Below are 25,750 nucleotides of genomic sequence, written 5' to 3'. Positions count from 1 at the left end.
TAAACCTGCGCGCGTTTAAAATTATGGTTTATCATAGCACTTTTTTGCGCTGACCACTTTTCGTATCTGGTTTTTATAGCGTACTGTGGTTGGTAATTTTGTATACGCTAAATAATTGATTTAATAGCGTAACTTGCTAAATTGTCATATGCTTTAAAAGCACCTGTTGCACCGCGATTGGACGACAACGCTTGATTTTTAATGGTTCGTGCTCATTATAAGCCCTTATATATCGTTGTTTATTATCCTGCTAATCGCAAATCTATATGTACTATTTATAAATAACGGTTCATTAGCGATATTTATCTATATCTCTCTTAGTATCTTTTTCATTTAGTCAAAAGGCCAGACCATCATGGGAACATTGATTGGCGTTATCATTGTACTATTCGTATTAGGGAGTATGATGGCGCTCAAACCGAACGGTATCGATCAGCGTTTGGATAAGCTGCGTATGACCGCGCGTCGTCTACAGCTCAATCCAAAACTTGTTTCGTGCCCTGATTGGATCAAAGGCCGTGACAATGAGTATGGCCGCGGTATGCTTGGACAATACTGCCTAATATTTGAAGACACTAAACTGCCGCATACCCGTTATCAAGTGATTGATGGACAGTGGCGACCAGACAGTAGTTTTGTTGATACCAGTACAGATGATAAGACGCTTACTATTCCCAGTGCGATTCGATCTAGTCAAATCAGCAATAATCCAGTAGTCAAAAAGATTGATTTTAGCTTGGATCAAGTGCCGTTAGAGCTGCCAGTAAGTATCGAGCCGTTTGTTAAAGGTCTATTGACCAAGGCAAATAGCATTATTATTTATTGGGAAGATATTGCCTACGTACGTCCAGCATCTAACCCAACGTATCATCAAAAACGGATCGAAGCGGACTTATTAGTGCTCAAAGAAAACCTTGAGAAATGGGCGCTACAGATGCAAAAACAAGCATAAACCTAGTAAAGCGTTTTTTCGTCTCCATTAAAGGGCAATATGCAAGCGGTTTATCATATTCAAATTATTTAAAGTTGACAGTTTAACGCTTAGCAGTGTAACGTCTTTATAACTATATCTTTATTTTATGGTTATTATTTGTTTTATAACCTTTTTTATCAGCAGCGATTATTACTATAAATAGCTGAACCATGGTCAAACCGTGAGTATCAGCTTCCATAAATTGCCGTGCTGCTGAATTTAACCTTACTTTTAATTTACTTATATTATGGTGTCGTCAAACATGGCAAAAACCACAACCAAAAAAAGTCCAGCACCAGCTGCTGACAGCCCGAAGGGTAAGTCTTTGGTGATTGTAGAATCACCAGCCAAGGCAAAAACGATTAATAAATACCTTGGTGATGACTTTATCGTACGCTCAAGTATCGGTCACGTCCGTGATTTGCCGGTCAGTGCGAGCAAAAGTGCAAAGAAAGCCACAACCGCTAAAAAAGATGACAGTCTGACCAAAGAAGAAAAAGCGCAACAAGCACTGGTACGCCGCATGGGTGTAGATCCAGAGCATGATTGGGCGGCAGTCTATGAAGTACTACCAAACAAAACCAAAGTCATCAAAGAGCTTAAAGCATTAGCCAAAGACGCTGAAAAAATCTATCTAGCAACGGATATGGATAGAGAAGGGGAAGCGATTGCTTGGCATCTAAAAGAAGTCATCGGTGGCCCTGATAGCAAGTATCAACGTGTGGTCTTTAACGAGATTACCAAGTCAGCTATTCAAAGTGCGTTTAAACAGCCTTCGAAATTAGACATTGACCGCGTGAACGCGCAGCAAGCGCGCAGATTCTTGGACCGTGTTGTTGGCTTTATGGTATCGCCATTATTATGGCAAAAGATTGCCCGAGGACTGTCGGCAGGCCGTGTACAGTCAGTCGCTATGCGCTTGGTCGTCGAGCGTGAGCATGAGATTCGCGCATTCATTCCAGAAGAGTACTGGCAAATTCATGCAGACACGCACATTGCCAATGGTAAAGCAAAAAAAACCTCAGATGCTGAGCAAATCGGTATCCGCTTAGAGGCGACCAAACAAGGTGGCAAAACTTTAAAACTTGGTAATAAAGAGCAGACCGATAAAGTGTTAGAGGTGCTCAAGGCAAGCGATTTTATCGTCAAAGAGCGTGAAGAGAAACCAACGCAATCACGTCCAAGCGCGCCATTTATTACTTCGACCTTGCAACAGGCTGCTAGTACCCGCTTAGGTTTCTCTGTTAAGAAAACCATGATTTTAGCGCAGCGTCTGTATGAAGCAGGTCATATTACTTATATGCGTACCGATTCGACATTCTTATCAGGCGACGCGCTTGCTGCTGTCCGTGGTCATATCGAAGATAGCTATGGCGCAAAATACGTGCCAGAAAAGCCAAATTTCTATGGTAACAAGCAGGGCGCACAAGAGGCGCATGAAGCAATTCGTCCTTCTAATGTCAATATGAAGTCAACACAGCTCAAAGGTGTTGAGCGTGATGCAATACGTCTATATGAGCTAATCTGGCGTCAATTTGTGGCGTGTCAGATGTTACCTGCCAAATACCTATCAGTGAACCTATTTGTAGGCGCAGACGATATCGAGTTAAAAGCGCGCGGTCGTACCATGGTGTTTGATGGCTACACAAGAGTCATGCCACCGGCCAAGACTGACGATACCTTACTGCCTGATGTCAAGAAAGGCGATAAGTTAAACCTAGATAAGCTAGATCCAAGTCAACACTTTACCAAGCCTGCGCCTCGCTATACTGAAGCCAGTCTAGTAAAAGAGCTTGAGAAAAAAGGTATCGGTCGTCCATCGACGTATGCCTCAATTATCTCAACCATTCAAGATCGCGGCTACGTGAAGCTTGAGAACAAGCGTTTATTTGCTGAAAAAATGGGTGATATCGTCACTGATAGATTGACGGCTAGCTTTCCAGATTTAATGGATTATACTTTTACCGCTGCGTTAGAGGACAAGCTCGATCATGTGGCAGAGGGTGATCAAGACTGGAAAGATGTGCTTGATAATTTCTATGGCGAGTTCAAAACGACTCTAGAGCGTGCCAAAGAAAAAGATGGTATGCGTCCAAACGATCCGACTGACGTGCCAGATGTCCATTGCGATATCTGTGATCGTCCTATGCAACTGCGCACAGGGTCAACAGGTGTATTCTTAGGCTGTACTGGCTACAATCTACCGCCAAAAGAGCGCTGTAAAGGCACCAAAAATCTAATGCCAGTCGAAGCATTCGCCAATCTAGATGATGCGGAAGGTGATGACGAGGCGGCAGAAGTTAAAGATTTGATGGAGAAAAAACGCTGTCCGAAATGTGGCACGGCGATGAATGGTTACATCGTAGATGGTGGTCTCAAACTACACATTTGCGGTAACAACCCTGATTGCGATGGTTATATTCTAGAAGAAGGTAAATTTGAAGTACCTGGCTCAGATGCACCAACCATTGACTGTAACAAGTGTGATGGACAGATGGAGCTTAAAACAGGACGCTTTGGTCCGTACTTTGCTTGTCAGAACTGTGATAATACGCGCAAGGTACTAAAAACAGGCGAAGCAGCACCGCCACGTATGGACCCAATCCACCTACCAGAGCTAAAGTCGACCAAGCACGATGATTATTTCATCTTGCGTGAAGGGGCGGCTGGGATGTTCTTAGCAGCGTCTAAGTTTCCAAAAGTGCGCGAGACACGTCCGCCAAAGCTGGCTGAGCTACGAGAAATTAAAGATAAAATGGAAGATAAGTTCCAGTATCTGTTTGCAGGGCCAGATGAAGATCCTGAAGGTAACCCAACCATCTTGCGCTGGTCACGTAAGAAAAAAGAGCAGTATATCGGCTCTGAGAAAAACGGCAAGGCCACACGTTGGGGTGTTTACTGGCGTAAAGGTGAATGGGTAGAGGAGTAACTATTGTTAAATCCAGTATAGGGCTTTTATAGCGTCAGACTCATTTAATGTACTACAGGTACAATTTGCATTGGTCTTTCTTGTATTAGGGCGTGTCCTCAATTCAATCGATATTTATCTAAATGGGTTAAAAATGGCTAAATCTTGCCAAACGGCGTCAAATAGCTGACTAATATCTCGATATTATCTGCGCTATTTTCCTTGTTTGACTGCAATTTATCTCATTTTTATCACCATTTTCAAAATGAAGACACGCCCTAGCTTTATATTTGCTTAAACAAACCTAATAGTTACTTCCAATAAAAAACCCTCTTACAGTTTAAGAGGGTTTTTTTTGCGCCTATAATATTTCTTTTAAGCTATTTCTACGTTTGCAAACCTAGCTTAAGTTCATAGGTTTAGATAGTATTAGTTTTTTACGATGATACCGCAACCAATACGATCGCCTGCATTACCTGAAGGCTGACTGGTATAGTCGTCAACGCCAGCATGTACGATAAAGGCCAAACGATTTACGCTGTATTTGCCTGCTTCAGTCGCTGCGATTTTCTTATTCACATAGTTGATAGTAGCAACACCATCTTCATTAGCAGTTAAGTTTGGCAAGTCACCAGCATGACCATTCATGTCATCTGGATTGGAGTGTGGCTTGTTGTCTGGGTTGAAGTGACCGCCTGCTGCTTTACCCATGACGTCACAGCTACCTGTTTCATGGATATGTAATGAGACAGTTCTGCCTGGCTGTAAGTTAGTGAGTTTACCGTAAACTTGGACACCGCCATCGACTGGACGTAAGAAAACTTGACCAACTTCTTTCTTCTCGCCATCTACCGTATTTATAGTTGATTTTAGCGTCGGCTGTGCTAAAGGATTGCCTGTTTGCATTTGGTTTTCTACGGTTTGGCAGCCAGTCACTGCTAACGCTGAACCGCATAATAGGGTGCTTGCAAGTAATGTCTTATTCATTATTATCTCCAATTGTTTGAGTTGTTATTTTTAATATTCATCAAAGCCACGAATATCTATCGTTATTGTTCTATAAAAATCGGTGTTAATATTCGTTAACATCGGAGTCAGTATAGCCAAGCTGACTCTATAGTTATTCATCAAATGCGCAACAATCAGTTAATAAATGTAAGTATCGTATGGGTTTGAAAAACGAAGTAGCATAAATAATTTTGAAATTAAATGGCTTTAAATGTGTGAGAACCCTATTAAGAAGGCTACGAACTGCAAGCAAATGAACAATAAACAGGCATAAAAAAAACCGCCCATCATTGTGATAAGCGGCTTCCTAATCTATAAGACGAGTTTAATAAAGGTTCAATTAATTATGCAGTGCTTTTCCAGAGGTTTTATCAACAGTCACTTTGGCAGGTTTGATTGGTGTTGGCATACTGACCAAAGCAACCTTTAAGATTTCCTCAATCGTGGCAACTGGCTGAATGGTTAAGCCTTCTTTCACGTTATCAGGGATATCAGCCAAATCTCGCTCATTGGTCGCTGGGATCAAGACGTGCTTGATACCGCCGCGATGTGCCGCAAGCAATTTCTCTTTGAGACCACCGATACGTAGGATCTTACCGCGTAAGGTAATCTCACCTGTCATCGCAATATCTGGACGGATAGCGATACCTGTCAACGCAGAGACTAGCGCTGTCGTCAGTGCACCACCAGCTGATGGGCCGTCTTTTGGCGTGGCGCCTTCTGGCATATGCACATGGACGTCTGTTGTTTTAAACGTCTCGTAGTCAATACCTAAGCTATCACCGCGAGCACGAACCACGCTCATGGCTGCGCGAATTGACTCTTTCATTACATCGCCTAGTGAACCGGTAAAGCTAAGCTCGCCTTTACCTTTCATACCGACCGCTTCGATGGTCAATAGCTCACCACCGACCTGAGTCCATGCAAGACCAGTAATACGACCAATCTCAGGCTCTTCTTCAGCCAGACCGTAGTCATACTGATGTACACCTAGATAATCATCGATATTTTTGTCATCGACTGTCACTAGCTGACGTTCTGCTTTTTTCGGAGCGCGAGCACCATGAGTTTCAACCGAACCGCGAACCACTTTACGGCAGATTTTATTCACTTCACGCTCAAGGTTACGGACACCTGCTTCACGCGTATAGCTACGCACGATGCTGTGCAATGCTGCTTCAACAATCTCAATTTCACCTTCTTTAAGACCGTTTTGCTTAATCGCTTTTGGTACTAGGTATTTCTGTGCGATACTGACCTTTTCTTCTTCGGTATAACCAGGCAGACGAATAACTTCCATACGGTCAAGCAGCGCAGGCGGAATATCCATACTGTTAGCAGTACAGATAAACATCACTTGCGACAAATCTAAGTCCATATCTAAATAATGGTCGTTAAACGTATCGTTCTGTGATGGGTCCAATACTTCAAGCAACGCTGATGCTGGATCACCGCGGAAGTCTTGCGCCATCTTATCGATTTCATCCAATAGGAATAGCGGGTTTTTGACTTCTACTTTTGCCAATGACTGTACAATTTTACCTGGCATTGCACCGATATAAGTACGGCGATGACCACGAATCTCTGCCTCATCACGTACGCCACCAAGCGCCATACGCACAAACTTGCGACCCGTGGCACGGGCGATAGATTCACCCAATGAGGTTTTACCGACACCTGGAGGACCGACGAGACATAGAATCGGGCCACGAAGCTTCTTCACGCGTGATTGCACGGCGAGATATTCTAAAATGCGGTCTTTTACATCTTGTAGACCGTAATGGTCTTCGTCTAATACCGTCTTAGCTTTGTCTAGATTGATAGATACTTTGGTCGTCGCATTCCACGGCGTATCCAAAATCCATTCAATATAGTTGCGTACCACTGATGACTCACTTGACGCAGGTGGCATCATTTTGAGCTTTTTGAACTCTTGCTCAGCTTTTTTGCGTACATCGTCTGGCAAGTCAGCATCTTCTAAACGCTGCTCTAGCTCAGCCACATCATCTTCACCATCGAATGCACCGTCATTCATATCTGACAGCTCATTTTTAATGGCTTTCATCTTCTCGTTCAAGAAGTATTCGCGCTGATTGTCTTCCATTTGCTGACGGACAGCATCTTGGATATCTTGTTCGATATTTTGCTCAGCACTTTGCTTGACCAGATATTCAGTCAAAGTATTGATATGCGTTTTGATATCGTCTTCTTCTAGGAAAGACTGTTTGATATCAAGATCCATCGACACACGAGTTGAGATGAAATAAACCAACTCAAGCAAGTCGTCGATACGTTTGGCCACACGAGTCAGCTCACGTGCATTGCGAAGTCGCGCATCTGCATAGCTTTCGAATAATGTAGTTAATGCTTGAATGGTGTTTTTCTGTTGGCTCTCATCCATGCTGACATCGAGGTCGGCACGTTCAAATCTCGCCATCAATAAATCGTCATGGCCTTCTATGTTATCGACACGAGCGCGGTATTGACCTTCGATCAATACTTTAATGCAGTTCTCATCGCTATCATGGGGCATGGTGCTGACGATGCGACACACCGTACCGTACTGATACAAGTTATCTTGATCAATATCTTCGGTCAGTGAGTCTTTTTGCGCGACTACTAATACTTTGTTGCCATACTCAGCTTGTGCCAACTCAACCGCTTTCACCGATGGCGCACGTCCCACAAACAATGCAATCTGCATATGTGGATAGACGACGACGTCGCGTAAGGCTAGCAGTGGCAGATAGCTTTCATCTTCATTGTCTTTGACAGCGTTGAATGAGGCATTTGACGCATCCGTAGATGAGATTTCTGTCTCATTATTCGCGTCAGCACTGATGTTAGCGTCAGTGTCAGTATTTGCATCAGACGTCGTGTCAGTGTTAAGGGCAGATGATACATCGATGTCGATGTTGTCTTTATCAATATTATGTTCACTCATATGTTTTTCCTCGTTCCCCAGACTTGTAAAGTCAAGTTCGTGGTTCATGTTTAGATAAATGGTGCTCACGAAAAAAATTGCAAGGCTGATTGGTGAAGTCGTCTGCTTATCTTTGTTAAATAGTTGTCTGAGTGCCCAGTTATTAATGCAATCAATGTTACCAATGACATGTCGTCAACGGTATAACTGGTCTGTGAAGGATAAAGACAGTCAGAAATTATAGAAGAGGGTTTAGATGTATAGGTGGTATTTGGCTACCTATGTTGATGCCTAATCGGTTCTATGCGTAGGCTTTATACCCAAAATAAGGTAAACTGGCGCGCGTCTAAAACAGGCTCTCATATTGAGACGTTTTAGACAACAGGGCGATATTCATTAGTTTCAATATTCATAGGTCTCATTAAGACCAAAGTATAAAGAACAAGGGGCAACACATGGCCATCAATGCAGTATTGCTAGCAGTTATTATCATGCTAGGACTGTCACTTTCGCGAGTGCACGTGGTGCTCAGTTTATTAATCGGGGCGCTGGCAGGTGGACTGCTAGCAGGGCTTGGTATTACTGATACGCTCAATGCTTTTCAAGAAGGCATCCGTAATGGCGCAGAGATTGCGTTGTCGTATGCACTGCTTGGGGCGTTTGCGGTAGCGATTGCTCATTCAGGTTTGCCGCAGTCATTGGCAGGCGCGGTCATCAAGCGTATTGATGCTGCTGGTACGAGTGGCATGATTAAGTACATGCTGTTTGCAGGCCTCATTACTATGAGCTGCTTTAGCCAAAACTTAATCCCTATTCATATTGCCTTTATTCCATTACTGGTACCGCCACTATTATTAGCATTCAATCGCATGCAGATTGATAGACGCCTGATTGCTTGTCTGATTACTTTCGGACTGGTCACCACCTATATGTTTATTCCTTATGGCTTTGGTGATATCTACCTCAATCAGATTATGCTAAAAAACGTGGGTGAAGCAGGTATTGATGTTGCTAATATTTCTGTGGTGCAGGCTATGGCGATTCCTGCACTGGGTATGCTAATTGGTCTGCTGGTTGCTGTATTTATTAGCTACCGTAAGCCACGCGCATATCAGCAGATTGCGATAGATCAGCAAGCGCATGATGCCGTAGTAGAAGGTGATGCATTAAGCAAAACTGCTGCTGGCGCACAGTCGCAAAGCAAGCTAAAGACACTGGTTGCACTGGCTGCTATCGTTACGGCTTTTGTGGTGCAGCTATATACTGACTCGCTACTACTGGGCTCAATGTTTGGCTTTGGTGTGTTTATGGCGACCGGCGTGGTGAAGTGGCGTGATGCTGATGGCGTCTTTAATGACGGTATCAAACTGATGGCGATGATTGGCTTTATTATGATTACCGCGCAGGGCTTCGCTGAAGTAATGAAAGCCACTGAGCAGATTCAACCATTGGTCGATGGCGCAGCCTCACTATTCGCTGGTAACAAAGCGATGGCGGCATTTATTATGCTATTGATTGGTTTGATTGTGACTATGGGTATCGGTTCTTCATTCTCGACCATTCCTATTTTGGCTGCGATTTATGTACCTCTATGCATTTCATTAGGATTTTCGCCATTGGCTACTGTGGCGATTATCGGTACGGCTGGCGCGCTTGGGGATGCCGGTTCGCCTGCGTCAGATTCGACATTGGGGCCAACCTCTGGTCTAAACATCGATGGACAGCATGACCATATTAAAGACAGTGTGATACCGACATTCTTACACTACAATATTCCGCTACTGGCCTTTGGTTGGATTGCAGCGATGGTGTTGTAGTAAGTGATTTGAATGATTAGGTTTAATATAAAGGGCGAGTATAGCTATAAGCTATGCTCGCCTTTTTCATTTCTCTTTATTGCTTAATTAATATATTTTTTAATACTCATCATCAAAATCTTTTATCTCACCATTCAAACTGCTCAAAAATGTATCACTTTGCGCGAGCAACGCATTTAAGCGTTCTTCATTGACTAGCTTTGCCATCTCATCAGCGCTAAAGGGCTGTTCTTGACTGTAGTAGCGTTGCTCTCTAGCCTCCCCATTGCCTAATGTCTGCAAATACTCATCCACACTGTCTGCACTGGAATCTTGTTCAAACTGTTTATGGTCTTTCATTAAAACCACCTTATGCCGCTTGGGGTAATTAAACCATCTAATGGCACATCCCACGGTTGACGTGCTAATTGTTCAACCACTTGAAAATCATAGCACCAGCCAATTTTTAACGGCCTTGACGCACCTGATCGATAGCTTTTTCCAAGGGTCGTATCATAGAACCCGCCACCCATGCCCATACGATTACCATTTAGATCAACCGCTACCAGTGGACAAATAATCATGTCTAGTTCTGATGCCCATAGTAAAGCGCGACTGTGGTTTTGTTTCATGCCTAATTGGTGAATGCGAGTAGGGACGTTGATCAATTTTGAATGATAAACAGGTACAAAGCGCAGGCGCTTATCATCATTGCCATTGCTAGTACGACTAAGTGAACCAACAATTGGTAAATAAGGTAAATAGCCTAAGCGCTGACACCAGTCCAATAGTGGCTGAGTGGGTAGCTCACCAAAGCCATCATAATAAAGTCCAATACGCGCATGTGTAGGCAATCGCTGCTGTAGTTTGGTCAAATGTAAGCTTGCAGATTGAGCAAATTGTCTGCGCGCGCCAACATTCAACTGACGGCGTTGGCGAGTAAAGTGTCGTCTAGGAGGGTTACTTAGTGTGGGCTCTTGTGAGTTAAAAGTTTTTGGCTCAGTGGGCATAGTTTTAGAGTGCATAGGTATCTTATCCAATGAAGTATCAGATTGGTGGTGACAGGCGTTTTTAGACATTCGTTTTTAGGCATTGATCAAGGCTATTTGTGAATATTCAACACGCCTTAGTCATGCTATCATAACGCCACTTTACATCGTATTTCCGTTTATGTGCAGCAGCTGTTGCACTTTTTATCGTTCAGTTATCTAACAACAAACCAGTAAAGAGGGTAGTTATGTCGACACAGAATCAGGCAACTCGTACCGAAAAAGACACCATGGGTAACGTAGAAGTCCCAGCTGATGCTTATTGGGGTGCGCAAACTCAGCGTAGCCGCGAAAACTTCAAAATCGGTGGCGAGACATTGCCACGTCCAATGATTGAAGCGATGGCACTGGTCAAAAAAGCCGCTGCGATTACCAATGCAAGCCTAGAGCGTATCGAAGGCGACAAGCGTGACCTTATCGTACAAGCCGCTGACGAAATCATCAATGGTGGTCTGGTCGATCAGTTCCCATTGGTCGTATGGCAGACAGGTTCTGGCACCCAGTCAAACATGAACATGAACGAAGTATTGGCCAACCGTGCTAACGAAATCGCTGGTTCTGAGCGTGGCAGCTACACGCCAATTCACCCAAATGACCATGTGAACCATGCACAGTCTACCAATGACAGCTTCCCAACGGCGATTCGTGTGGCTGCTGCTCGTCAGATCAACAGCTTATTGATTCCAGCGGTAAAAGCACTACGCGATACGCTAGCGGCAAAAGCCAAAGAATTCGATAGCATCGTAAAAATTGGTCGTACGCATCTACAAGACGCGACGCCTTTGACCCTAGGCCAAGAGTTCAGCGGCTATGTGAGCCAACTTGACCACGCGTTAACTCGTATCGACAACGCGCTACAAGGCCTATATGAATTGCCACTAGGCGGTACTGCGGTTGGTACTGGTCTAAATGCCCACCCTGACTATGCAGTAAAATCAGCTGAGCAACTAGCGACTTTGACTGGCTTGCCATTCGTCACGTCACCAAACAAATTCGAAGCACTAGCCGCTCGTGATGCAGAAGTATTCGCCTCAGGCGCATTAAAGACGCTAGCAGCCAGCTTAAACAAAATCGCTAACGACGTACGTTGGTTGGCATCTGGCCCTCGTTGTGGTCTTGGCGAGTTGACGATTCCTGAAAATGAGCCAGGCTCTTCTATCATGCCAGGCAAAGTAAACCCAACTCAGTCAGAAGCAATGACGATGGTTGTCGCTCAGGTCATGGGTAACGACACGACTATCAGCATGGCTGGTGCGTCAGGTAACTTTGAGCTAAACGTGTATAAGCCAGTTATCGCCTTTAACTTGTTACAATCTATCAAGCTGCTTGGCGATGCTTGCAACAGCTTCAACGAAAACTGTGCCGTTGGTATCGAGCCAGTAAAAGACAAAATCGATGACTTCTTGCACAACTCATTGATGCTAGTGACGTCATTGAACCGTCATGTTGGCTATGAAAATGCAGCCAAAATCGCTAAGACGGCTTATAAAGAAAACAAAACTTTGAAGCAAGTTGCGGTTGAGCTAGAGCTACTAACTGAAGCGCAGTTTGATGAGTGGGTCATTCCTGCTGATATGGTACATCCTAAGTAAGCAGTAGACAAAATAACGACCTGCTACGGTGTCAGACTTGCTTAATGTATGATAAGTACAATTTGCCCTCGTCTTTCTAGTAGCAGTGTCACATTTGTGCCACTAAGAATCTAGAAATAAAAAGACCTTGTCATGTAATGTGGCAAGGTCTTTTTTCATTGTTGATTATAATAAAAAAATTAGTATTTCGTTATTTTATAGCTTAATTTCATTTTCAGATCTATGCCTTTAAACTATGAAGCTAATACTAGTATCATATAGAATCGATAAGTACCAGAAAGGTTAAATAAGTATGAAATTTATTGCACCAGAATTCAAAAAAAACGGCTTCCATTGTCCTTTATGTGGCACTTATTCACATATGACTTGGAATCAGTTAAAAAATACCAATTCATATACAAAGTATTATGAGTCACTTTGCTCATGCTGTGACGAGAATAGCTTGTGGAGAGTAACTGAATATGATGAAAGTTCGTATGGAAGAATAGCTAAAAATGCCGAGATTTTATTTCCAGATAACGGTATGGCTGCCTTACCTGAAAATGATATGCCCGAAGATGTAAAAATTGACTATGTGGAGGCAGCAAGAATATTCTCAAAGTCGCCTCGTGGAGCAGCAGCTTTACTTAGATTGGGGTTGCAGAAACTATGTAAGCACCTCGGTGAGGATGGAAGTAATATAAATAACGATATCCGTAGTCTTGCTGCTAAAAATATCTTACCTCCAATGGTTGTTAAAGTAGCTGACACTGTACGCATTACAGGTAATAATGCTGTACATCCAGGAACAATGAAAGAAGAAGATTTTGATTTTGTAGCATCTAAAATGTTTGACCTTCTTAATTTCATAGTAAAAAAAGGGATTTCAGAACCAAAAGAACTAGACGCTTTGTATCAACTCACTCCAGAAGGTCCGAGGAAATCTGCAGAAGATAAAGATGCTAAATCCAAAGTTAGTAATCTTTAACTACATATTTAAAAGGATTTTCTAGACTAGGCTGCGTCTCACATACCAGTTTCAAGAAATAGCTATATTATCGGTGCGCTAGGCATACCTTACAATTAAAGTTGTCATAAAAAAAGACCTTACCACATCACGCGGCAAGGTCTTTTTGTTATCAAAATTCTAAGCTGAATTAAAACTTATAAAGCAAACCAAGCGTTGTCGCCGCTTCAGTACGAGAGTCAACCATTGGGCTATCGTATTGCTCATTTGGTACATAGCTCACGCTTTGATTGGCAAATCCTGCCCAGCGCTCATTAAAGTCATAGTTAGCACTGATATTGATATACGGATTCAGGCTTGAGTTAGATTTATAAGCGTCAACGCCTGTCTCTGCTGACTCTTTTTCACTGACGCCATAGTAGTATTCATTGTAATCAGCATCATGATATTCAAAGCCGATGCTTGGATAAACCGTCAGCTTGCCTCTAGTAATTCTAGAAAGGTAGGTCAAGCGAGCCGTGTTACCACCACTACGATCTAATACATCAGCACCTATCTGCGCGCGGATGCCGCCAATAGCCGTACGACGCTGATAGCTAAGACCTGCTTCTGCTGATGATTTACGCTCATCCAAGCCTTGCAGTGCGCCATTGGCATCATCAGGATCAAACTCAGAACCTGCAAGCTTGGCATAAGCAGACAGCTGATTGACACCATCATTGATCAGATACGCACCAGCTTGCGCACCGCGTACATAGACTTTGTTGTTGTCATAAAATGCACCTGGTAGCACGCGCACTTCAGTGCTGTCTTCGAGATCATAGGCCGATTTGACTGCCATGACATTGACCCCAACGCTGAGCTCAGCATCTTTGTCAGTCGGCAGGTTGTCATTAAAAAGTGCGGCGTTAGACATGTTAGCCACACTAAGTAGTGCAGTAGCTGTGAACGCGCTAAATATAGTACGTGTAGAGATATTAGGTAGCGCTGCAATTTTTAACATAATTGGATCTCGTAAGTGAGTATAAATAACTGAGTGGTGCGATTAAGCAAAACGTGTTCAAAAGGGCAAGCTATAAAATGAATCAGTAATATAGGTCAGTATGCTGTTTTTGGAGACTATATAGCAATGATAGATAAGTATGAGCATTTACTCAATGGCTTTTAGTACTTGCAGTAACTGTTGATGAATATCTTGCCACCACCAGACAAAACCAATGCTAATAAGTAACATCGCCAACCATGGTAATAGTTGCCAAATAATGGAAGGTTTTTTAAGTGCTTCGGGTTCAATACTATTATGATGAACAGCTTCATGACTTAACGGTGAATTGTTAGCAGTAACGCTTTCAGCACTATTGTTAGCATTTATATCAGACACATTCGTTTCATTGTTAGCAAGCACAGTATCTTGCTCAGTCGAAGCAGAATTAAGATAAGGCGATTGTTCGATAGAAGTGGCATCATACGGACTTTGATTATCGTGTTGGTCATTATACTGGCCACTATAATGACTGTTATATGATGGGGTGTCGTGAGCACTATATGAATAGTTGGTTTGATAAGCGTTTAGCGTGCGCTGCTGCTGAATCGCTGCGTTTTGTATAGCGACTGCTAGACGCTGACGGTAGCCAATGGCAAAAGCTAATGCAATCACTAAACCTGTGATTGCGCCACCGATATGACCAGCATTATCAATACCCGGTACGGCAAACCCATAGACGAGGTTGATGCCCATAATAAATATCAGGCTTTTTAGATTGAGCACCATGCCATTGACCGATATTTTAAATAGTGCCGCGATTAATAGTGCCGCACCAATGCCCATGATACCGCCTGATGCGCCAGCTGATAGTCCAGGCTGTCCCGTACCATCCAATATACTTTGCCATGTGACATAGCTATTGAGCAAGTTACCGCCAATTGCTGCTAGTAAAAATAACGCTAAAAATTTGGCTGAGCCAAACATCGGCTCGGCAATCTGCCCAAAGAAATACATGGCAAACCCATTAAACAATAAATGCATCAAACCAATGTGCAAAAACGCACTGCTGACCAGTCGCCAAGGATCATCACCCATGGTAAATGGTAATGCATTGGCACCCCATTTGAGCAGCGCTTCAGTGGAGGGATTGTTGGCATCGACGCCCGTCAATATCTGCATAATAAATAGCCCAATAAAGCTGGCTAATAGCAGGGTAGTGACGGGTGCTGTTTTTAATAGTTGTTGAATGGTCATAAAAGCGAGATATCATCAAAATGTTGTATAGATAGTATAAAGGGTATGGTCAGATAATGTTATGTATCCGCAGGTCATCATAGTACAAGTTTTTATAATCTTTATGACTTGATAGCTTTTAAAACTAGATAGTTCTTAGAAATGGAAAGTTCTGAAAAACGGATAGCTCTTGAAAATGAACAGCTCTAAAAATGACCAACTTTAAGATTTTCATAAGTGCCTTTTACCAAGATATCGTCCGTAACTTTATTGATATCGGTATGACCGCAGAACGCCATTGAGATATCACACTCTTTGTAGATGATTTCAAGCGCGCGGCGTACGCCATCTTCACCATAAGCACCCAGTCCATAGAGGAAAGCGCGACCAATCATTGTGCCCTTTGCACCCAATGAGATGGCTTTTAGTACATCTTGACCGGAGCGAATACCACTATCTAACCATACCTCGATATCGCTATCCTCAGCATGGACGGCTTGTACGATGTCAGATAGTGCAGAAATAGAAGACAGTGCGCCATCTAATTGGCGGCCACCATGGTTAGAGACGACCAGTGCATCAGCACCGCTACGGGCAGCCATGATGGCATCTTCAGGTTCCATGATGCCTTTGATGATGAGCTTGCCGCCCCACATATCTTTGATACGCGCTACATCATCCCAGCTCAAACGTGGATCAAACTGCTCTTCTGTCCATGAGCTTAATGATGACAAGTCTTCAACGCCTTTGGCATGACCGACGATATTGCCAAAGCTACGACGTTTAGTGCCTAGCATACTCATACACCATTGCGGCTTGGTCATTAGGTTTATGATATTGGTAAGTGTCGGTTTCGGCGGTGCAGACAAACCGTTTTTGATATCTTTATGACGCTGACCCATGACCTGCAAGTCGGCAGTTAATATCAGTGCTGAGCAATTGGCATCTTTGGCCCGTTGAATCAGATTGGCCATATAGTCTTGGTCGCGCATGACATATAACTGAAACCAAAACGGCTTGCTGGTATGAGTAGCGATATCTTCGATAGAGCAGATGCTCATGGTCGAGAGCGAGAAGGGCACGCCAAATTTTTCAGCGGCACGCGCGGCGTGAATTTCGCCATCTGCCCATATCATGCCAGTGAACCCAGTTGGGGCGATGGCAACGGGCATATTGACGGACTCGCCAATCATTTGTGTCGCTAGGCTGCGATTGTCCATATCGACCAATACCCGTTGGCGTAGCTTGATACGGTCAAAGTCAGTTTCATTACTGCGATACGTGGTCTCAGTCCATGAGCCTGAATCGACATAGTCATAAAACATGCGCGGCACTTTACGCTCGGCGACACGGCGCAGGTCTTCAATCTCTGTTATTTTCTTTAAGACAGGTTTTAAATCTTTCATGATTTCTCACCACTTTATCATCGTAATAGGACGTCTTTGTTATATGTCTAATGCTATTAAACGATCAGCTGCTGTAAATCCACCACCGAAAACGGATAGTTTAATCGTTTGGATGGCGTCAAAATTACAGGAATAGTGGTGGCAAATTCCATCATAAGTGCCTCATCAAAGTCTGCAATATCGACATGTTGATAACTAATCGGTTGTACCGCCTGAAACTGAGTAATTATTTGCTCAGCGATATCACATAAATGACAGCCCGAGGTGCCCAGTAGCCACCATTGATTGTTATTTTCAGTGCTGTTTAGGCTTGGGCTTGCTGCAATAACACGCGCTCGTAATACTTCTATATTATCATCGTGCATGGTTAGTCTCTTATCTTCATATTGATTGCAAAGCGCTGATGCTCAGCATGCGCTTATTTAAAACATAAAATACTTTAACGGTCATTACATCATAAAGAAGTGGGGTAAATAATGACAGCGATTGTGAGATTAGGTAAGATGACCTGCTATTGATCGTTATTAATGACTAATGCTCAACAGTTAATGATTGGCTATAAATAGCCCATTTATAATCATTGATTCTTAGTTGATGTCTCATAGTTATTGATAGAGTATCAACCTTATCTTATTACTTTTTTAACCACTCGGATATCGCGCATGGCAAGTTTTGGCACATTTATCAAACGTCTGTTATTGGCAATTATGCTACTGGTTGTCGCATTTCATATATTGGTCGTTGGGCTACTATTAATTTGGAAAACGCAGCCAATCAACAACAGTATGTTTATGTTGACGCATCGCCTAACGGGCGGCACAGTCACTCAGACATGGGCTGAATATGATGCGATTGCCAAATCTGCCAAGCAAGCAGCGATTGTGAGTGAAGACTCGACGTTTAGTCAGCACAGTGGTTTTGATTTTAAAGGTATCAAAGCGGCGCAAAAGAAAAATGAAGAGACAGGCAAAATGTCTGCTGGTGGCTCAACGATTACTCAGCAATTGGCAAAGAACTTGTTCCTAACCTCGCATCGCTCTTATGTGCGTAAAGCGGAAGAGGCTGTCATCACTGTGATGATTGAGACCTTGTGGGACAAGCAGCGCATTATGACCGCTTACCTAAATGTGGCGGAGTTTGGCAACGGTATCTATGGTATTGATGCAGCAGCGCATCATTATTTCGATAAGTCTGCGGCCAATCTAAACCGAGATGAGTCAGCGCTTCTAATTGCGATGCTTACCAATCCAAAGTACTACGAAGACAATCAAGGTGATAAGCGTTTGCGTAACAAGCAACGTATTATCAAAAAACGCATGAAAAATGCTGTATTACCGCAAGCCTCTTCATAAGTATAAAGCATTAGGGTTGGGCTAGATTATAGGATCGAATGTTGTAGGCTCGGCTATTTCGAATAAAACTAGGGCATGCCCTAGAAAAGACAGAACGATAAAAGATGATGGCGTATCGATAACGCAAAAGGAGTAGTGACGTGGTAGAGATGACTAGTAATCAGGGCAGTAGTGATGTTAACGATATGATTGACGTTAATAATGTTGAAGACGGCGCTAATGACAATATTAGTGAAGACATTAGTGTAGATAGTATCCAGAATAATTTAGCAGAAATCGAATGGCAACGCTCAGCAGATGGCAGCTATTCACCGAGCAGTTATATCAATCGTGATTTGTCTTTACTACAGTTTCATCTGCGGGTATTAGCGCAGGCATCTAGTTCGCGTCACCCATTGCTTGAGCGCTTATTTTTCTTGATTATTTTTTCATCCAATCTTGATGAGTTTTTTGAGATTCGTGTCGCTGGTATCATGCAAAAGCTCAATATCGGTGATATATCTACCAGTGCTCATGGCATGCGTCCTAGCGAAGTGCTAAACGAGATATCTATTATCACTCATGCTGCAATCAGTGAGCAGTATCGTATTCTTAATGAGGATATCCTGCCAGCACTTGCGCTCGAAGATATCCGCTACCTAAAGCGTGATGAGCTAAACGCTGAACAGTCTGCATGGATGAAGCGCTATTTTACGGAGCAAGTCGTACCCGTATTGACGCCGATTAGTATTGATCCGGCGCATCCGTTCCCGCGTCTTGTAAATAAAAGCTTAAACTTTATCGCCACATTGGAAGGTAAAGACGCCTTTGGACGCGATATCAACTTAGCGATTGTACCTGCGCCGCGCAGTCTACCGCGTGTGATACGCCTGCCAGATGAGCTAACTGGTGGCAAAGAGCATCATGTGATGCTATCCGCTATCATTCATGAGCATATCGGTGAGCTATTCCCTGGAATGAGTGTGACAGGCTGTCATCAATTTAGGCTGACACGTAATGCTGATTTAGATTTGGCTGATGATGTCGAAGATATTGCCAAAGCACTAGAAGGCGAGCTTGAAAACCGCCGCTTTGGTGATAAGGTGCGCCTTGAAGTCACAACCGATTGCCCAACGCATATCAGTGAGTATCTGCTCAATGAGTTTGAGCTGCATGACAATCAGCTATACCGTGTCAATGGCCCAGTCAACCTAACGCGTTTACTGTTTGACTTTAATATTCCTGCACTACGCTACCAGCCATTTACTCATGTCGTGCCAAAGGCATTCCGCCGAGAAATGGATAAGTCAGATAAATCGACCAGTATGTTCGCTGCCATGCGTAAAAGCGATGTGTTGGTTCATCATCCTTTTCATGCCTTTTCTCCGATTATTAATTTACTTTGGCAAGCGGCCAGCGACCCTAAAGTATTGGCGATTAAACAAACGCTATATCGTTCAGGCACCAATTCAGAAATCGTCAAAGCACTTGCCGCCGCCGCTCGTAATGGCAAAGAAGTCACGGCTGTTATTGAACTGCGTGCGCGTTTTGATGAAGCGTCTAATATCGCAGTTGCCAACTATCTACAAGAAGCAGGCGCGGTCGTGGTCTACGGTATCGTCGGTTACAAGACCCATGCCAAGCTCATGCTAATCGTACGCCGCGAGGAAGACCGAATCCGCCGTTATGTGCATCTGGGCACCGGTAACTATCACGCGGCCAATGCCAAGGTTTATACGGATTATGGTCTGTTTAGCGCTGATCCTGATATCTCAGAAGACGTTCACAAGATTTTCCAAGAGCTAACCGGCATGGGTAAGCCTGCCAACCTCAAAAAACTGCTACATGCCCCGTTTACGCTGCATGAAAAACTAATGAGCTTTATCGATGATGAAATCGCTCATGCCAAAGCGGGCAAACGTTCTCATATCATTATCAAAGCCAATGCGTTAACTGAGCGCCGCCTTATTGATAAGTTATACGATGCCTCGCAGGCAGGCGTTAAGATTGAGTTAATTCTGCGGTCTATGTGTTGTTTACGTCCACAAGTAAAAGGACTCTCTGAAAACATCACTGTGCGTTCTGTTATCGGTCGGTTTTTGGAGCATACACGCGTTTATTATTTCTATAATAATGGCGATGAGCGTTTATACTGCGGTAGTGCAGACTGGATGGATCGTAACCTGTTCCATCGTGTAGAAGTGGCGTTCCCGATTGAGAACAAGAAACTGTTTAAGCAGATTTATCAAGATGGCTTAATTAACTACTTACAGGATAATACACAAGCGTGGACACTTGATGGCACTGGCGTTTGGCAGCAGCTACAGCCAGCAGCAGGTGAGGAGCCACATGTCGCACAAGAGCATTTATTAAAAACGATTAATCGTGTCGAAGAGTCTAGCTAATCCGTAAAAGCACCTTTAGGCGATAATCAGCTATTCAATTATCTATCTGACCAAGCACTGGTAAATACTGGTGCTTGGTTTTTTGTGCTCACCAATTGTAAAAGTTACAAACTGACTTGCAACCTCACAATTATTCACATATTGATACGGCAGTACACTGGTGCATTACCCAACGTCATACCTATAATTAATATCAATCCTGACGCTACTTGATAAGTATTGGTTACTCATTTGGGCGTTGGTGCAAGTTCAAAACAATTTAATAAAATCATAATAATAGGAAATGAACCATGAGTACTACTAACGATGACAATTCAGATATAAAACAAGCTGTAGAACAGGTAAATGGTCAGGAAGTTGAGAAGAACTTAGCAGAGAATAAAAAAGTCGACGCTCCTGAATCATTAAGCGAAGAAGAGCAAACACCTTTTATCGATGATGATCTACGTACTGATAAGTAATCTACGACATCAAACATCGACCTAATAATTAATAATAACCAATAATAAAGCGAGGGACGCGCCATGACTATGCAAGAACCAGTAGCAACAGACACAGAAGAAAAAGTAATCGTGGATGACCCTGCTGCTAATGAGTTAGAAAACCCTAAAGATAGCTATGCAGGGCGCAAGCACAAGCCTGAAATTGATGGCCCTGAGCAAGACTCACAAGAGACTGACGAAGTTTATGCTGACCCACGTAAAGAAGAAGACCTTCCAGCTGGTGGCAAGAACGCAGCAGAACTAAGTGCCTATGACTTGAGCCAAAAAGGTAATAAGTAAAGGAATATAGGTAACTGCAGGCTAACCAAATCGATAAAATTATAAATATAAAAAGAGGATATGATAATGCAAGCCAAAGACTTAGCAATAGACAAGAAAAAAGTACTAGGATCTGATGATCATAGTGCAATTGAAAAAAATACTACTGAGAACAAAGGGACTGATACTTTTGATGAATCTGTGGTCGACTCAGAACATGTAAATGACAATGACAATCCAGCGCGCCAACCAGATCGCCGTGATCAAGAAGGAAGTACCGCATTTGATGACAATATCAATGAAGATACTGTCGGTAGTGCAGCACCAAAAAGTGAGGGTATTAATGATTTAAATCGTTATGCCAACATTGATAACGCACAAACCCGTATTTTAAATCCTGATGAAAAAGATTAGATAGGTTTAAATTTCGACAGATCTATAGTGTTTCTTGGGTTAGACGAGTAATTATCATAGTAGGGAGTATTAATGAATAACTCACATAACGAAAGCGTCAATAACGATCATAGCTTAAAAGATGCAGATGACAATAATGGTATTGTCCCTGATGATGCATTACAAAAAGCAAATCCAGCCGCAGCAGAAAAGGCTACGGAAGATCATGATCCGCATAATGTTGCCAAGAGCAACAAACAGTATGATAGTCCATTGATGGAAGATAAAAAGTAAGAATTCACTATATTAATAGCTATTAGTATTTGTACATAAATAGGCATTTGTATATAGATAAAAAGGCACTGTATTTGGTAAGAGTATATAACTCGTATCAAACATAGTGCCTTTTTTTGTTTCCTATATTTTTGCTTCCTGCATTTTTACTTTCAACATTATATAGGTAACAGGTTTAGGTAAGGCGTAGGCTTTAAGCAGGTGTGCCACTATGAAAACGTAGCTCAGCATCTGGGCTACTGATTAATTCAGCCTCTACTTCCTTAAGAAAGGCAACTCTCTCATCGATATTCTCATCTGACAATGATTGAGCGAGTGCAAGATAATCTTCGAAATGACGGCTCTCTGACTTGAGTAGATAACGATAATACTTCGCTAAGCGTTCATCATTAATGACTTCGGCCAACGCTGCAAAACGCTCACAAGAGCGCGCCTCAATAAACGCCCCAATTATCAATACATCAACCATCGCTGCTGGCTCATAAGTGCGTTTGTGCTTCAACATACCCTTAGCATAGCGCCCAGCACTCAGATATTTCCATTCCTGCCCACGCTCATTCATGATACCCAGTACTTGCTCGTAGTGCAGCATCTCTTCACGTATCAGCTGCGCCAATTTACGTTGCAAGTCATACGAGAACTCATAACGAAATATCAAATTCATCGCGGTGCCAGCGGCCTTTTTTTCGCAGTTAGCATGGTCTTGAATAATCATAGGTAGGTTTTTAATCGCGGCATCTACCCAAGATTGCGTGGTTCGAGCACCCAAGAAGTTATAAACAGGAGATAAGTCTACCTTTATAGGAGTGCGCAGATGCGTAATATCGACACTGTCTTCTTCAAGCAGTTTTTCTTCGATTAGATCTGATTCAGCACTACTATTTACAGTTTGAGAGATATTTTCTTCGACAGATTTTTTTTCGATACTCTCGTTATCTATAGCATTTACTGTTGATGGTAATGTCGTGAGGTCTTGTTGATTGATAGTCATAGTCTAAGAAAGCTTTATTTATGAATGGTAATACGAGTAATTATATCGTTAGTCTGACCTAGATACGATGCTAAATAACTGACAGTCATCAATAGGTGTTTATTAATAGATAACGGTTAAGCATAATTAAAGGTATCAATGATTACTTACTGTTTATATTAACATTGCTGCATCTATTTCCCAGATGATGATTATAGCCTCTAGAGTAGGCCACTTATAGACTATCATTATTAAACAGCCTAAGTATTTACTTAGTGAATGGTGTTTCCTTGTTAATTTTATTATTTGATAGTAGGATGAGATTTTGCTATTTAAGCATTTCGTCTTACTTTTATGATTCGCTCTTAGTAAAGAGTAAGTCTAATATTAATAGGTTACCTTTTACTAGAACATAAACTTTGTAGATATATCTTCTCAGAAAAATTAGAGAATCAAAGATTCCACAATGAATGAGATATGAACGTTTAAAACCTTACAAGCTTAAAAACTCTTAAATAGTTACTGTCACAACTCAGTATTAGTACCCCTCACGAACAGCTAAGGATAACAATATGAGCCAGTCTTCTAACACCAATCGTATTCAAAAAGGCAGTCTTGCCATCGATCAGCAGTTATATGACTTTATTGAAAACGAAGTACTACCGAAAGTCGGTGTGGATTCAGACGATTATTGGTCAGGTTTCGAAAAGGTTATTAAAAAATTTACCCCGCGCAATAAAGCGTTGCTTGCGACTCGTGACAAGATTCAAGCACAGATTGACCAATGGCATCTAGATAATCCTGCAAAAGATGGCGAAATAGATTATCCAGCTTATAAGACATTCCTACAAGAAATTGGTTATTTGCTACCTGAAGGCGAAGCATTTACGGTTGATACCAAAAACGTCGATGATGAAATCGCGCACATCGCAGGGCCGCAGCTAGTCGTACCAGTTCGTAATGCTCGTTATGCGCTTAATGCGACCAACGCACGATGGGGTAGTTTATACGATGCTTTGTATGGCACCGATGTTATCAGCAGTGATAATGGCCAAGAAGCGGGTGGTAGCTATAATCCTACTCGCGGCGCTGCTGTTGTCGCTTACGCTAAAGCGTTCTTAGATGAGCACTTCACACTAGCATCCGGCTCTTACAATGATGTGACTGGCTTTAAGGTAGTCGATGGCAAGCTAGAAGTCGTACAAGGTGATAGCAGTACTGAGCTAAAAGATACGGCTAAGTTTGTCGGTTTTGTCGGTAACGCTGAAGCTCCTACAGGTGTGCTGTTAAAGAACAACGGCTTGCATGCTGAGATTCAAATCGACAGTAGTCATCCAGTGGGTAAAGACGATCCAGCAAACATCAAGGACGTACTGCTTGAGTCGGCTATGACAGCCATTCAGGATTGTGAAGATTCAGTCGCTGCTGTAGATGCAGAAGAAAAAGTCGAAGTTTATCGTAATTGGCTTGGCTTGATGAATAGCGACCTACAAGAAACCTTTGAAAAAGGTGGCAAGACGCGTACACGTAAGCAAAACCCAGATCGTGAATATAACACACCAGATGGTGGCAAGCTGATCTTGCCAGGCCGTTCGCTATTGTTGATTCGTAACGTGGGTCATCTCATGCAGAACCCTGCAATTTTGGTTGATTTAGGCAATGGTCAAGAGCAGATATTTGAAGGCTTAATGGATGGTTTAATTACGCCATTGTTGTCACTCAATGATATCAAAGGCAAAAACGAGCTATCAAACTCACGCCAAGGCTCAATGTATATTGTGAAGCCAAAAATGCACGGCCCTGAAGAAGTCAAAATGGCCAATGATTTATTCAATGCATCAGAAGACTTGCTAGGTCTAGAACGCAATACGCTCAAAATCGGTATCATGGACGAAGAGCGCCGTATGACGGTCAATCTAAAAGAAGCGATTCGCCAAGCAAAAGAGCGCGTTATCTTCATTAATACGGGCTTCTTAGATCGAACTGGTGATGAGATGCATACCAGTATGAATGCTGGTCCATTTGTGCCAAAAGGTGACATGAAGTCGCAAGCATGGCAACCCGCTTACGAGCAGTGGAACGTCGATATCGGTCTAGAGACTGGTCTGCAAGGTCATGCTCAAATTGGTAAAGGCATGTGGGCCAAACCTGACGAAATGAAAGAGATGATGGACACCAAAGCGGCTCATCCTAAATCTGGAGCCAGTACGGCTTGGGTACCATCACCAACGGGTGCTACCTTACATAGCATACACTATCATCAAGTTAGCGTAGCCGATGTACAAGATAGCCTAAAGTCGCGTGAGCGTGCCAGCTTAGATGATATTTTGACCATTCCATTAGCAAAAAATACCAATTGGGCAGAGGAAGAGAAGCAGCAAGAGCTTGAAAACAATGCTCAAGGTATCTTAGGGTATGTGGTACGCTGGGTAAACCAAGGCGTTGGCTGTTCCAAAGTACCTGATATCAATGATGTCGGCTTAATGGAAGATCGCGCTACCTTACGCATCTCTAGCCAGCATATTGCCAACTGGTTACATCATGACGTGGTGAGCGAGCAGCAAGTGATGGATACGATGAAACGTATGGCCAAGGTCGTCGATGAGCAAAATGCAGGCGACGATGACTATCAATCAATGGCAGATAACTTCGATAGCTCTTATGCGTTCAAAGCCGCCTGTGATTTAGTTTTTAAAGGACGCGCACAGCCTAGTGGTTATACTGAGCCATTGTTGCATCAAGCACGTTTGGATCTTAAAGCAAACGCTTAGAACAAT

21 protein-coding genes are annotated in these 25,750 nt (G+C 42.9%); 12 read left to right on the top strand and 9 right to left on the bottom strand.

Features of this window, described 5'->3' with window-relative positions; translation table 11 throughout:
* Window positions 1-355 precede the first annotated feature (355 nt).
* Window positions 356-952, top strand: coding sequence for a hypothetical protein (locus ACQKCP_RS09515; RefSeq protein WP_427612147.1), 597 nt, complete (start codon window positions 356-358; stop codon window positions 950-952).
* A 283-nt stretch (window positions 953-1,235) separates the two neighbouring features.
* Window positions 1,236-3,902, top strand: coding sequence for a type I DNA topoisomerase (gene topA / locus ACQKCP_RS09510; protein WP_427612146.1), 2,667 nt, complete (start codon window positions 1,236-1,238; stop codon window positions 3,900-3,902).
* Window positions 3,903-4,310: 408 nt separating this feature from the next.
* Here topA and ACQKCP_RS09505 read toward each other — a convergent pair whose 3' ends face one another.
* Window positions 4,311-4,868: a superoxide dismutase family protein gene (locus tag ACQKCP_RS09505; protein WP_427612145.1), complete on the bottom strand. Its 558-nt coding sequence runs from the start codon at window positions 4,866-4,868 to the stop codon at window positions 4,311-4,313.
* Between the two features lie 361 nt (window positions 4,869-5,229).
* Window positions 5,230-7,833 (bottom strand): endopeptidase La, encoded by a 2,604-nt coding sequence (gene lon / locus ACQKCP_RS09500; protein ID WP_427612144.1) that lies wholly within the window; start codon window positions 7,831-7,833, stop codon window positions 5,230-5,232.
* Window positions 7,834-8,267: 434 nt separating this feature from the next.
* Here lon and ACQKCP_RS09495 point away from each other — a divergent pair, with 434 nt between their 5' ends.
* Entirely contained in the window at window positions 8,268-9,629 is a 1,362-nt protein-coding gene (locus tag ACQKCP_RS09495) for a Na+/H+ antiporter family protein (RefSeq protein WP_101205176.1), read from the top strand.
* A gap of 99 nt (window positions 9,630-9,728) precedes the next feature.
* Here ACQKCP_RS09495 and ACQKCP_RS09490 read toward each other — a convergent pair whose 3' ends face one another.
* The gene (locus tag ACQKCP_RS09490) at window positions 9,729-9,968 is read right to left on the bottom strand and encodes a hypothetical protein (protein ID WP_427612143.1); all 240 of its coding nucleotides are present in this window, start codon (window positions 9,966-9,968) and stop codon (window positions 9,729-9,731) included.
* Window positions 9,968-10,633, bottom strand: a complete 666-nt coding sequence (locus ACQKCP_RS09485; RefSeq protein WP_427612142.1) for a 5-formyltetrahydrofolate cyclo-ligase — start codon at window positions 10,631-10,633, stop codon at window positions 9,968-9,970. Before ACQKCP_RS09485 ends, ACQKCP_RS09490 begins: the two co-directional genes overlap by 1 nt.
* Window positions 10,634-10,845: 212 nt before the next feature.
* Between ACQKCP_RS09485 and fumC the strand changes: the two genes are divergently transcribed.
* Window positions 10,846-12,249 (top strand): class II fumarate hydratase, encoded by a 1,404-nt coding sequence (gene fumC, locus ACQKCP_RS09480; protein WP_394212776.1) that lies wholly within the window; start codon window positions 10,846-10,848, stop codon window positions 12,247-12,249.
* Window positions 12,250-12,541: 292 nt separating this feature from the next.
* A complete protein-coding gene (locus tag ACQKCP_RS09475; protein WP_427612141.1) occupies window positions 12,542-13,216 on the top strand; it encodes a DUF4145 domain-containing protein in 675 nt (224 codons plus the stop codon).
* A 169-nt stretch (window positions 13,217-13,385) separates the two neighbouring features.
* On the opposite strand, the gene ACQKCP_RS09470 is transcribed toward ACQKCP_RS09475, so the two are convergent.
* The 4 genes from ACQKCP_RS09470 to ACQKCP_RS09455 all read right to left on the bottom strand — a co-directional run bounded on the left by ACQKCP_RS09470 (window position 13,386) and on the right by ACQKCP_RS09455 (window position 17,184).
* Window positions 13,386-14,198, bottom strand: a complete 813-nt coding sequence (locus ACQKCP_RS09470; RefSeq protein WP_427612140.1) for a MipA/OmpV family protein — start codon at window positions 14,196-14,198, stop codon at window positions 13,386-13,388.
* A gap of 147 nt (window positions 14,199-14,345) precedes the next feature.
* Window positions 14,346-15,434: a rhomboid family intramembrane serine protease gene (locus ACQKCP_RS09465; protein ID WP_427612139.1), complete on the bottom strand. Its 1,089-nt coding sequence runs from the start codon at window positions 15,432-15,434 to the stop codon at window positions 14,346-14,348.
* A 185-nt stretch (window positions 15,435-15,619) separates the two neighbouring features.
* Entirely contained in the window at window positions 15,620-16,819 is a 1,200-nt protein-coding gene (locus tag ACQKCP_RS09460; protein WP_427612138.1) for an alpha-hydroxy acid oxidase, read from the bottom strand.
* 56 nt (window positions 16,820-16,875) lie between these two features.
* Complete coding sequence (locus ACQKCP_RS09455) at window positions 16,876-17,184, bottom strand: glutaredoxin family protein (protein WP_427612137.1); 309 nt, start codon at window positions 17,182-17,184, stop codon at window positions 16,876-16,878.
* A gap of 297 nt (window positions 17,185-17,481) precedes the next feature.
* Between ACQKCP_RS09455 and mtgA the strand changes: the two genes are divergently transcribed.
* The 6 genes from mtgA to ACQKCP_RS09425 all read left to right on the top strand — a co-directional run bounded on the left by mtgA (window position 17,482) and on the right by ACQKCP_RS09425 (window position 22,003).
* On the top strand, window positions 17,482-18,171 hold the full coding sequence (mtgA, locus tag ACQKCP_RS09450; protein WP_201548202.1) for a monofunctional biosynthetic peptidoglycan transglycosylase: 690 nt from the start codon (window positions 17,482-17,484) through the stop codon (window positions 18,169-18,171).
* 149 nt (window positions 18,172-18,320) lie between these two features.
* Window positions 18,321-20,555 carry a polyphosphate kinase 1 gene (gene ppk1, locus ACQKCP_RS09445; RefSeq protein WP_427612353.1) on the top strand — a complete coding sequence of 745 codons (2,235 nt, stop codon included), beginning with the start codon at window positions 18,321-18,323 and terminating at the stop codon, window positions 20,553-20,555.
* A gap of 290 nt (window positions 20,556-20,845) precedes the next feature.
* The gene (locus ACQKCP_RS09440) at window positions 20,846-21,016 is read left to right on the top strand and encodes a hypothetical protein (protein ID WP_193834238.1); all 171 of its coding nucleotides are present in this window, start codon (window positions 20,846-20,848) and stop codon (window positions 21,014-21,016) included.
* A gap of 63 nt (window positions 21,017-21,079) precedes the next feature.
* The gene (locus ACQKCP_RS09435; RefSeq protein WP_427612136.1) at window positions 21,080-21,337 is read left to right on the top strand and encodes a hypothetical protein; all 258 of its coding nucleotides are present in this window, start codon (window positions 21,080-21,082) and stop codon (window positions 21,335-21,337) included.
* A 66-nt stretch (window positions 21,338-21,403) separates the two neighbouring features.
* Complete coding sequence (locus tag ACQKCP_RS09430; RefSeq protein ID WP_427612135.1) at window positions 21,404-21,730, top strand: hypothetical protein; 327 nt, start codon at window positions 21,404-21,406, stop codon at window positions 21,728-21,730.
* A gap of 72 nt (window positions 21,731-21,802) precedes the next feature.
* Complete coding sequence (locus tag ACQKCP_RS09425; protein WP_201568855.1) at window positions 21,803-22,003, top strand: hypothetical protein; 201 nt, start codon at window positions 21,803-21,805, stop codon at window positions 22,001-22,003.
* A 193-nt stretch (window positions 22,004-22,196) separates the two neighbouring features.
* Here the strand turns inward: ACQKCP_RS09425 and ACQKCP_RS09420 are convergent, their stop codons facing one another.
* Window positions 22,197-22,994: a tRNA-(ms[2]io[6]A)-hydroxylase gene (locus ACQKCP_RS09420; RefSeq protein ID WP_427612134.1), complete on the bottom strand. Its 798-nt coding sequence runs from the start codon at window positions 22,992-22,994 to the stop codon at window positions 22,197-22,199.
* Between the two features lie 551 nt (window positions 22,995-23,545).
* On the opposite strand from ACQKCP_RS09420, the gene ACQKCP_RS09415 reads away from it, so the two are divergent.
* Window positions 23,546-25,744 carry a malate synthase G gene (locus ACQKCP_RS09415; RefSeq protein WP_427612133.1) on the top strand — a complete coding sequence of 733 codons (2,199 nt, stop codon included), beginning with the start codon at window positions 23,546-23,548 and terminating at the stop codon, window positions 25,742-25,744.
* Window positions 25,745-25,750 lie beyond the last annotated feature (6 nt).

Source organism: Psychrobacter sp. NPDC078631 (assembly GCF_050268165.1).
GTDB lineage: Bacteria > Pseudomonadota > Gammaproteobacteria > Pseudomonadales > Moraxellaceae > Psychrobacter.
This window is presented reverse-complemented; position numbering and strand designations above follow the sequence as displayed.

Excerpts from the sequence above, each read along its gene's own strand:
- ACQKCP_RS09515 (WP_427612147.1), top strand. The coding sequence starts at position 356 with ATGGGAACATTGATTGGCGTTATCATTGTACTATTCGTATTAGGGAGT.
- topA (WP_427612146.1), top strand. The coding sequence starts at position 1,236 with ATGGCAAAAACCACAACCAAAAAAAGTCCAGCACCAGCTGCTGACAGC.
- ACQKCP_RS09505 (WP_427612145.1), bottom strand. The coding sequence starts at position 4,868 with ATGAATAAGACATTACTTGCAAGCACCCTATTATGCGGTTCAGCGTTA.
- lon (WP_427612144.1), bottom strand. The coding sequence starts at position 7,833 with ATGAGTGAACATAATATTGATAAAGACAACATCGACATCGATGTATCA.
- ACQKCP_RS09495 (WP_101205176.1), top strand. The coding sequence starts at position 8,268 with ATGGCCATCAATGCAGTATTGCTAGCAGTTATTATCATGCTAGGACTG.
- ACQKCP_RS09490 (WP_427612143.1), bottom strand. The coding sequence starts at position 9,968 with ATGAAAGACCATAAACAGTTTGAACAAGATTCCAGTGCAGACAGTGTG.
- ACQKCP_RS09485 (WP_427612142.1), bottom strand. The coding sequence starts at position 10,633 with ATGCACTCTAAAACTATGCCCACTGAGCCAAAAACTTTTAACTCACAA.
- fumC (WP_394212776.1), top strand. The coding sequence starts at position 10,846 with ATGTCGACACAGAATCAGGCAACTCGTACCGAAAAAGACACCATGGGT.
- ACQKCP_RS09475 (WP_427612141.1), top strand. The coding sequence starts at position 12,542 with ATGAAATTTATTGCACCAGAATTCAAAAAAAACGGCTTCCATTGTCCT.
- ACQKCP_RS09470 (WP_427612140.1), bottom strand. The coding sequence starts at position 14,198 with ATGTTAAAAATTGCAGCGCTACCTAATATCTCTACACGTACTATATTT.
- ACQKCP_RS09465 (WP_427612139.1), bottom strand. The coding sequence starts at position 15,434 with ATGACCATTCAACAACTATTAAAAACAGCACCCGTCACTACCCTGCTA.
- ACQKCP_RS09460 (WP_427612138.1), bottom strand. The coding sequence starts at position 16,819 with ATGAAAGATTTAAAACCTGTCTTAAAGAAAATAACAGAGATTGAAGAC.
- ACQKCP_RS09455 (WP_427612137.1), bottom strand. The coding sequence starts at position 17,184 with ATGCACGATGATAATATAGAAGTATTACGAGCGCGTGTTATTGCAGCA.
- mtgA (WP_201548202.1), top strand. The coding sequence starts at position 17,482 with ATGGCAAGTTTTGGCACATTTATCAAACGTCTGTTATTGGCAATTATG.
- ppk1 (WP_427612353.1), top strand. The coding sequence starts at position 18,321 with ATGACTAGTAATCAGGGCAGTAGTGATGTTAACGATATGATTGACGTT.
- ACQKCP_RS09440 (WP_193834238.1), top strand. The coding sequence starts at position 20,846 with ATGAGTACTACTAACGATGACAATTCAGATATAAAACAAGCTGTAGAA.
- ACQKCP_RS09435 (WP_427612136.1), top strand. The coding sequence starts at position 21,080 with ATGACTATGCAAGAACCAGTAGCAACAGACACAGAAGAAAAAGTAATC.
- ACQKCP_RS09430 (WP_427612135.1), top strand. The coding sequence starts at position 21,404 with ATGCAAGCCAAAGACTTAGCAATAGACAAGAAAAAAGTACTAGGATCT.
- ACQKCP_RS09425 (WP_201568855.1), top strand. The coding sequence starts at position 21,803 with ATGAATAACTCACATAACGAAAGCGTCAATAACGATCATAGCTTAAAA.
- ACQKCP_RS09420 (WP_427612134.1), bottom strand. The coding sequence starts at position 22,994 with ATGACTATCAATCAACAAGACCTCACGACATTACCATCAACAGTAAAT.
- ACQKCP_RS09415 (WP_427612133.1), top strand. The coding sequence starts at position 23,546 with ATGAGCCAGTCTTCTAACACCAATCGTATTCAAAAAGGCAGTCTTGCC.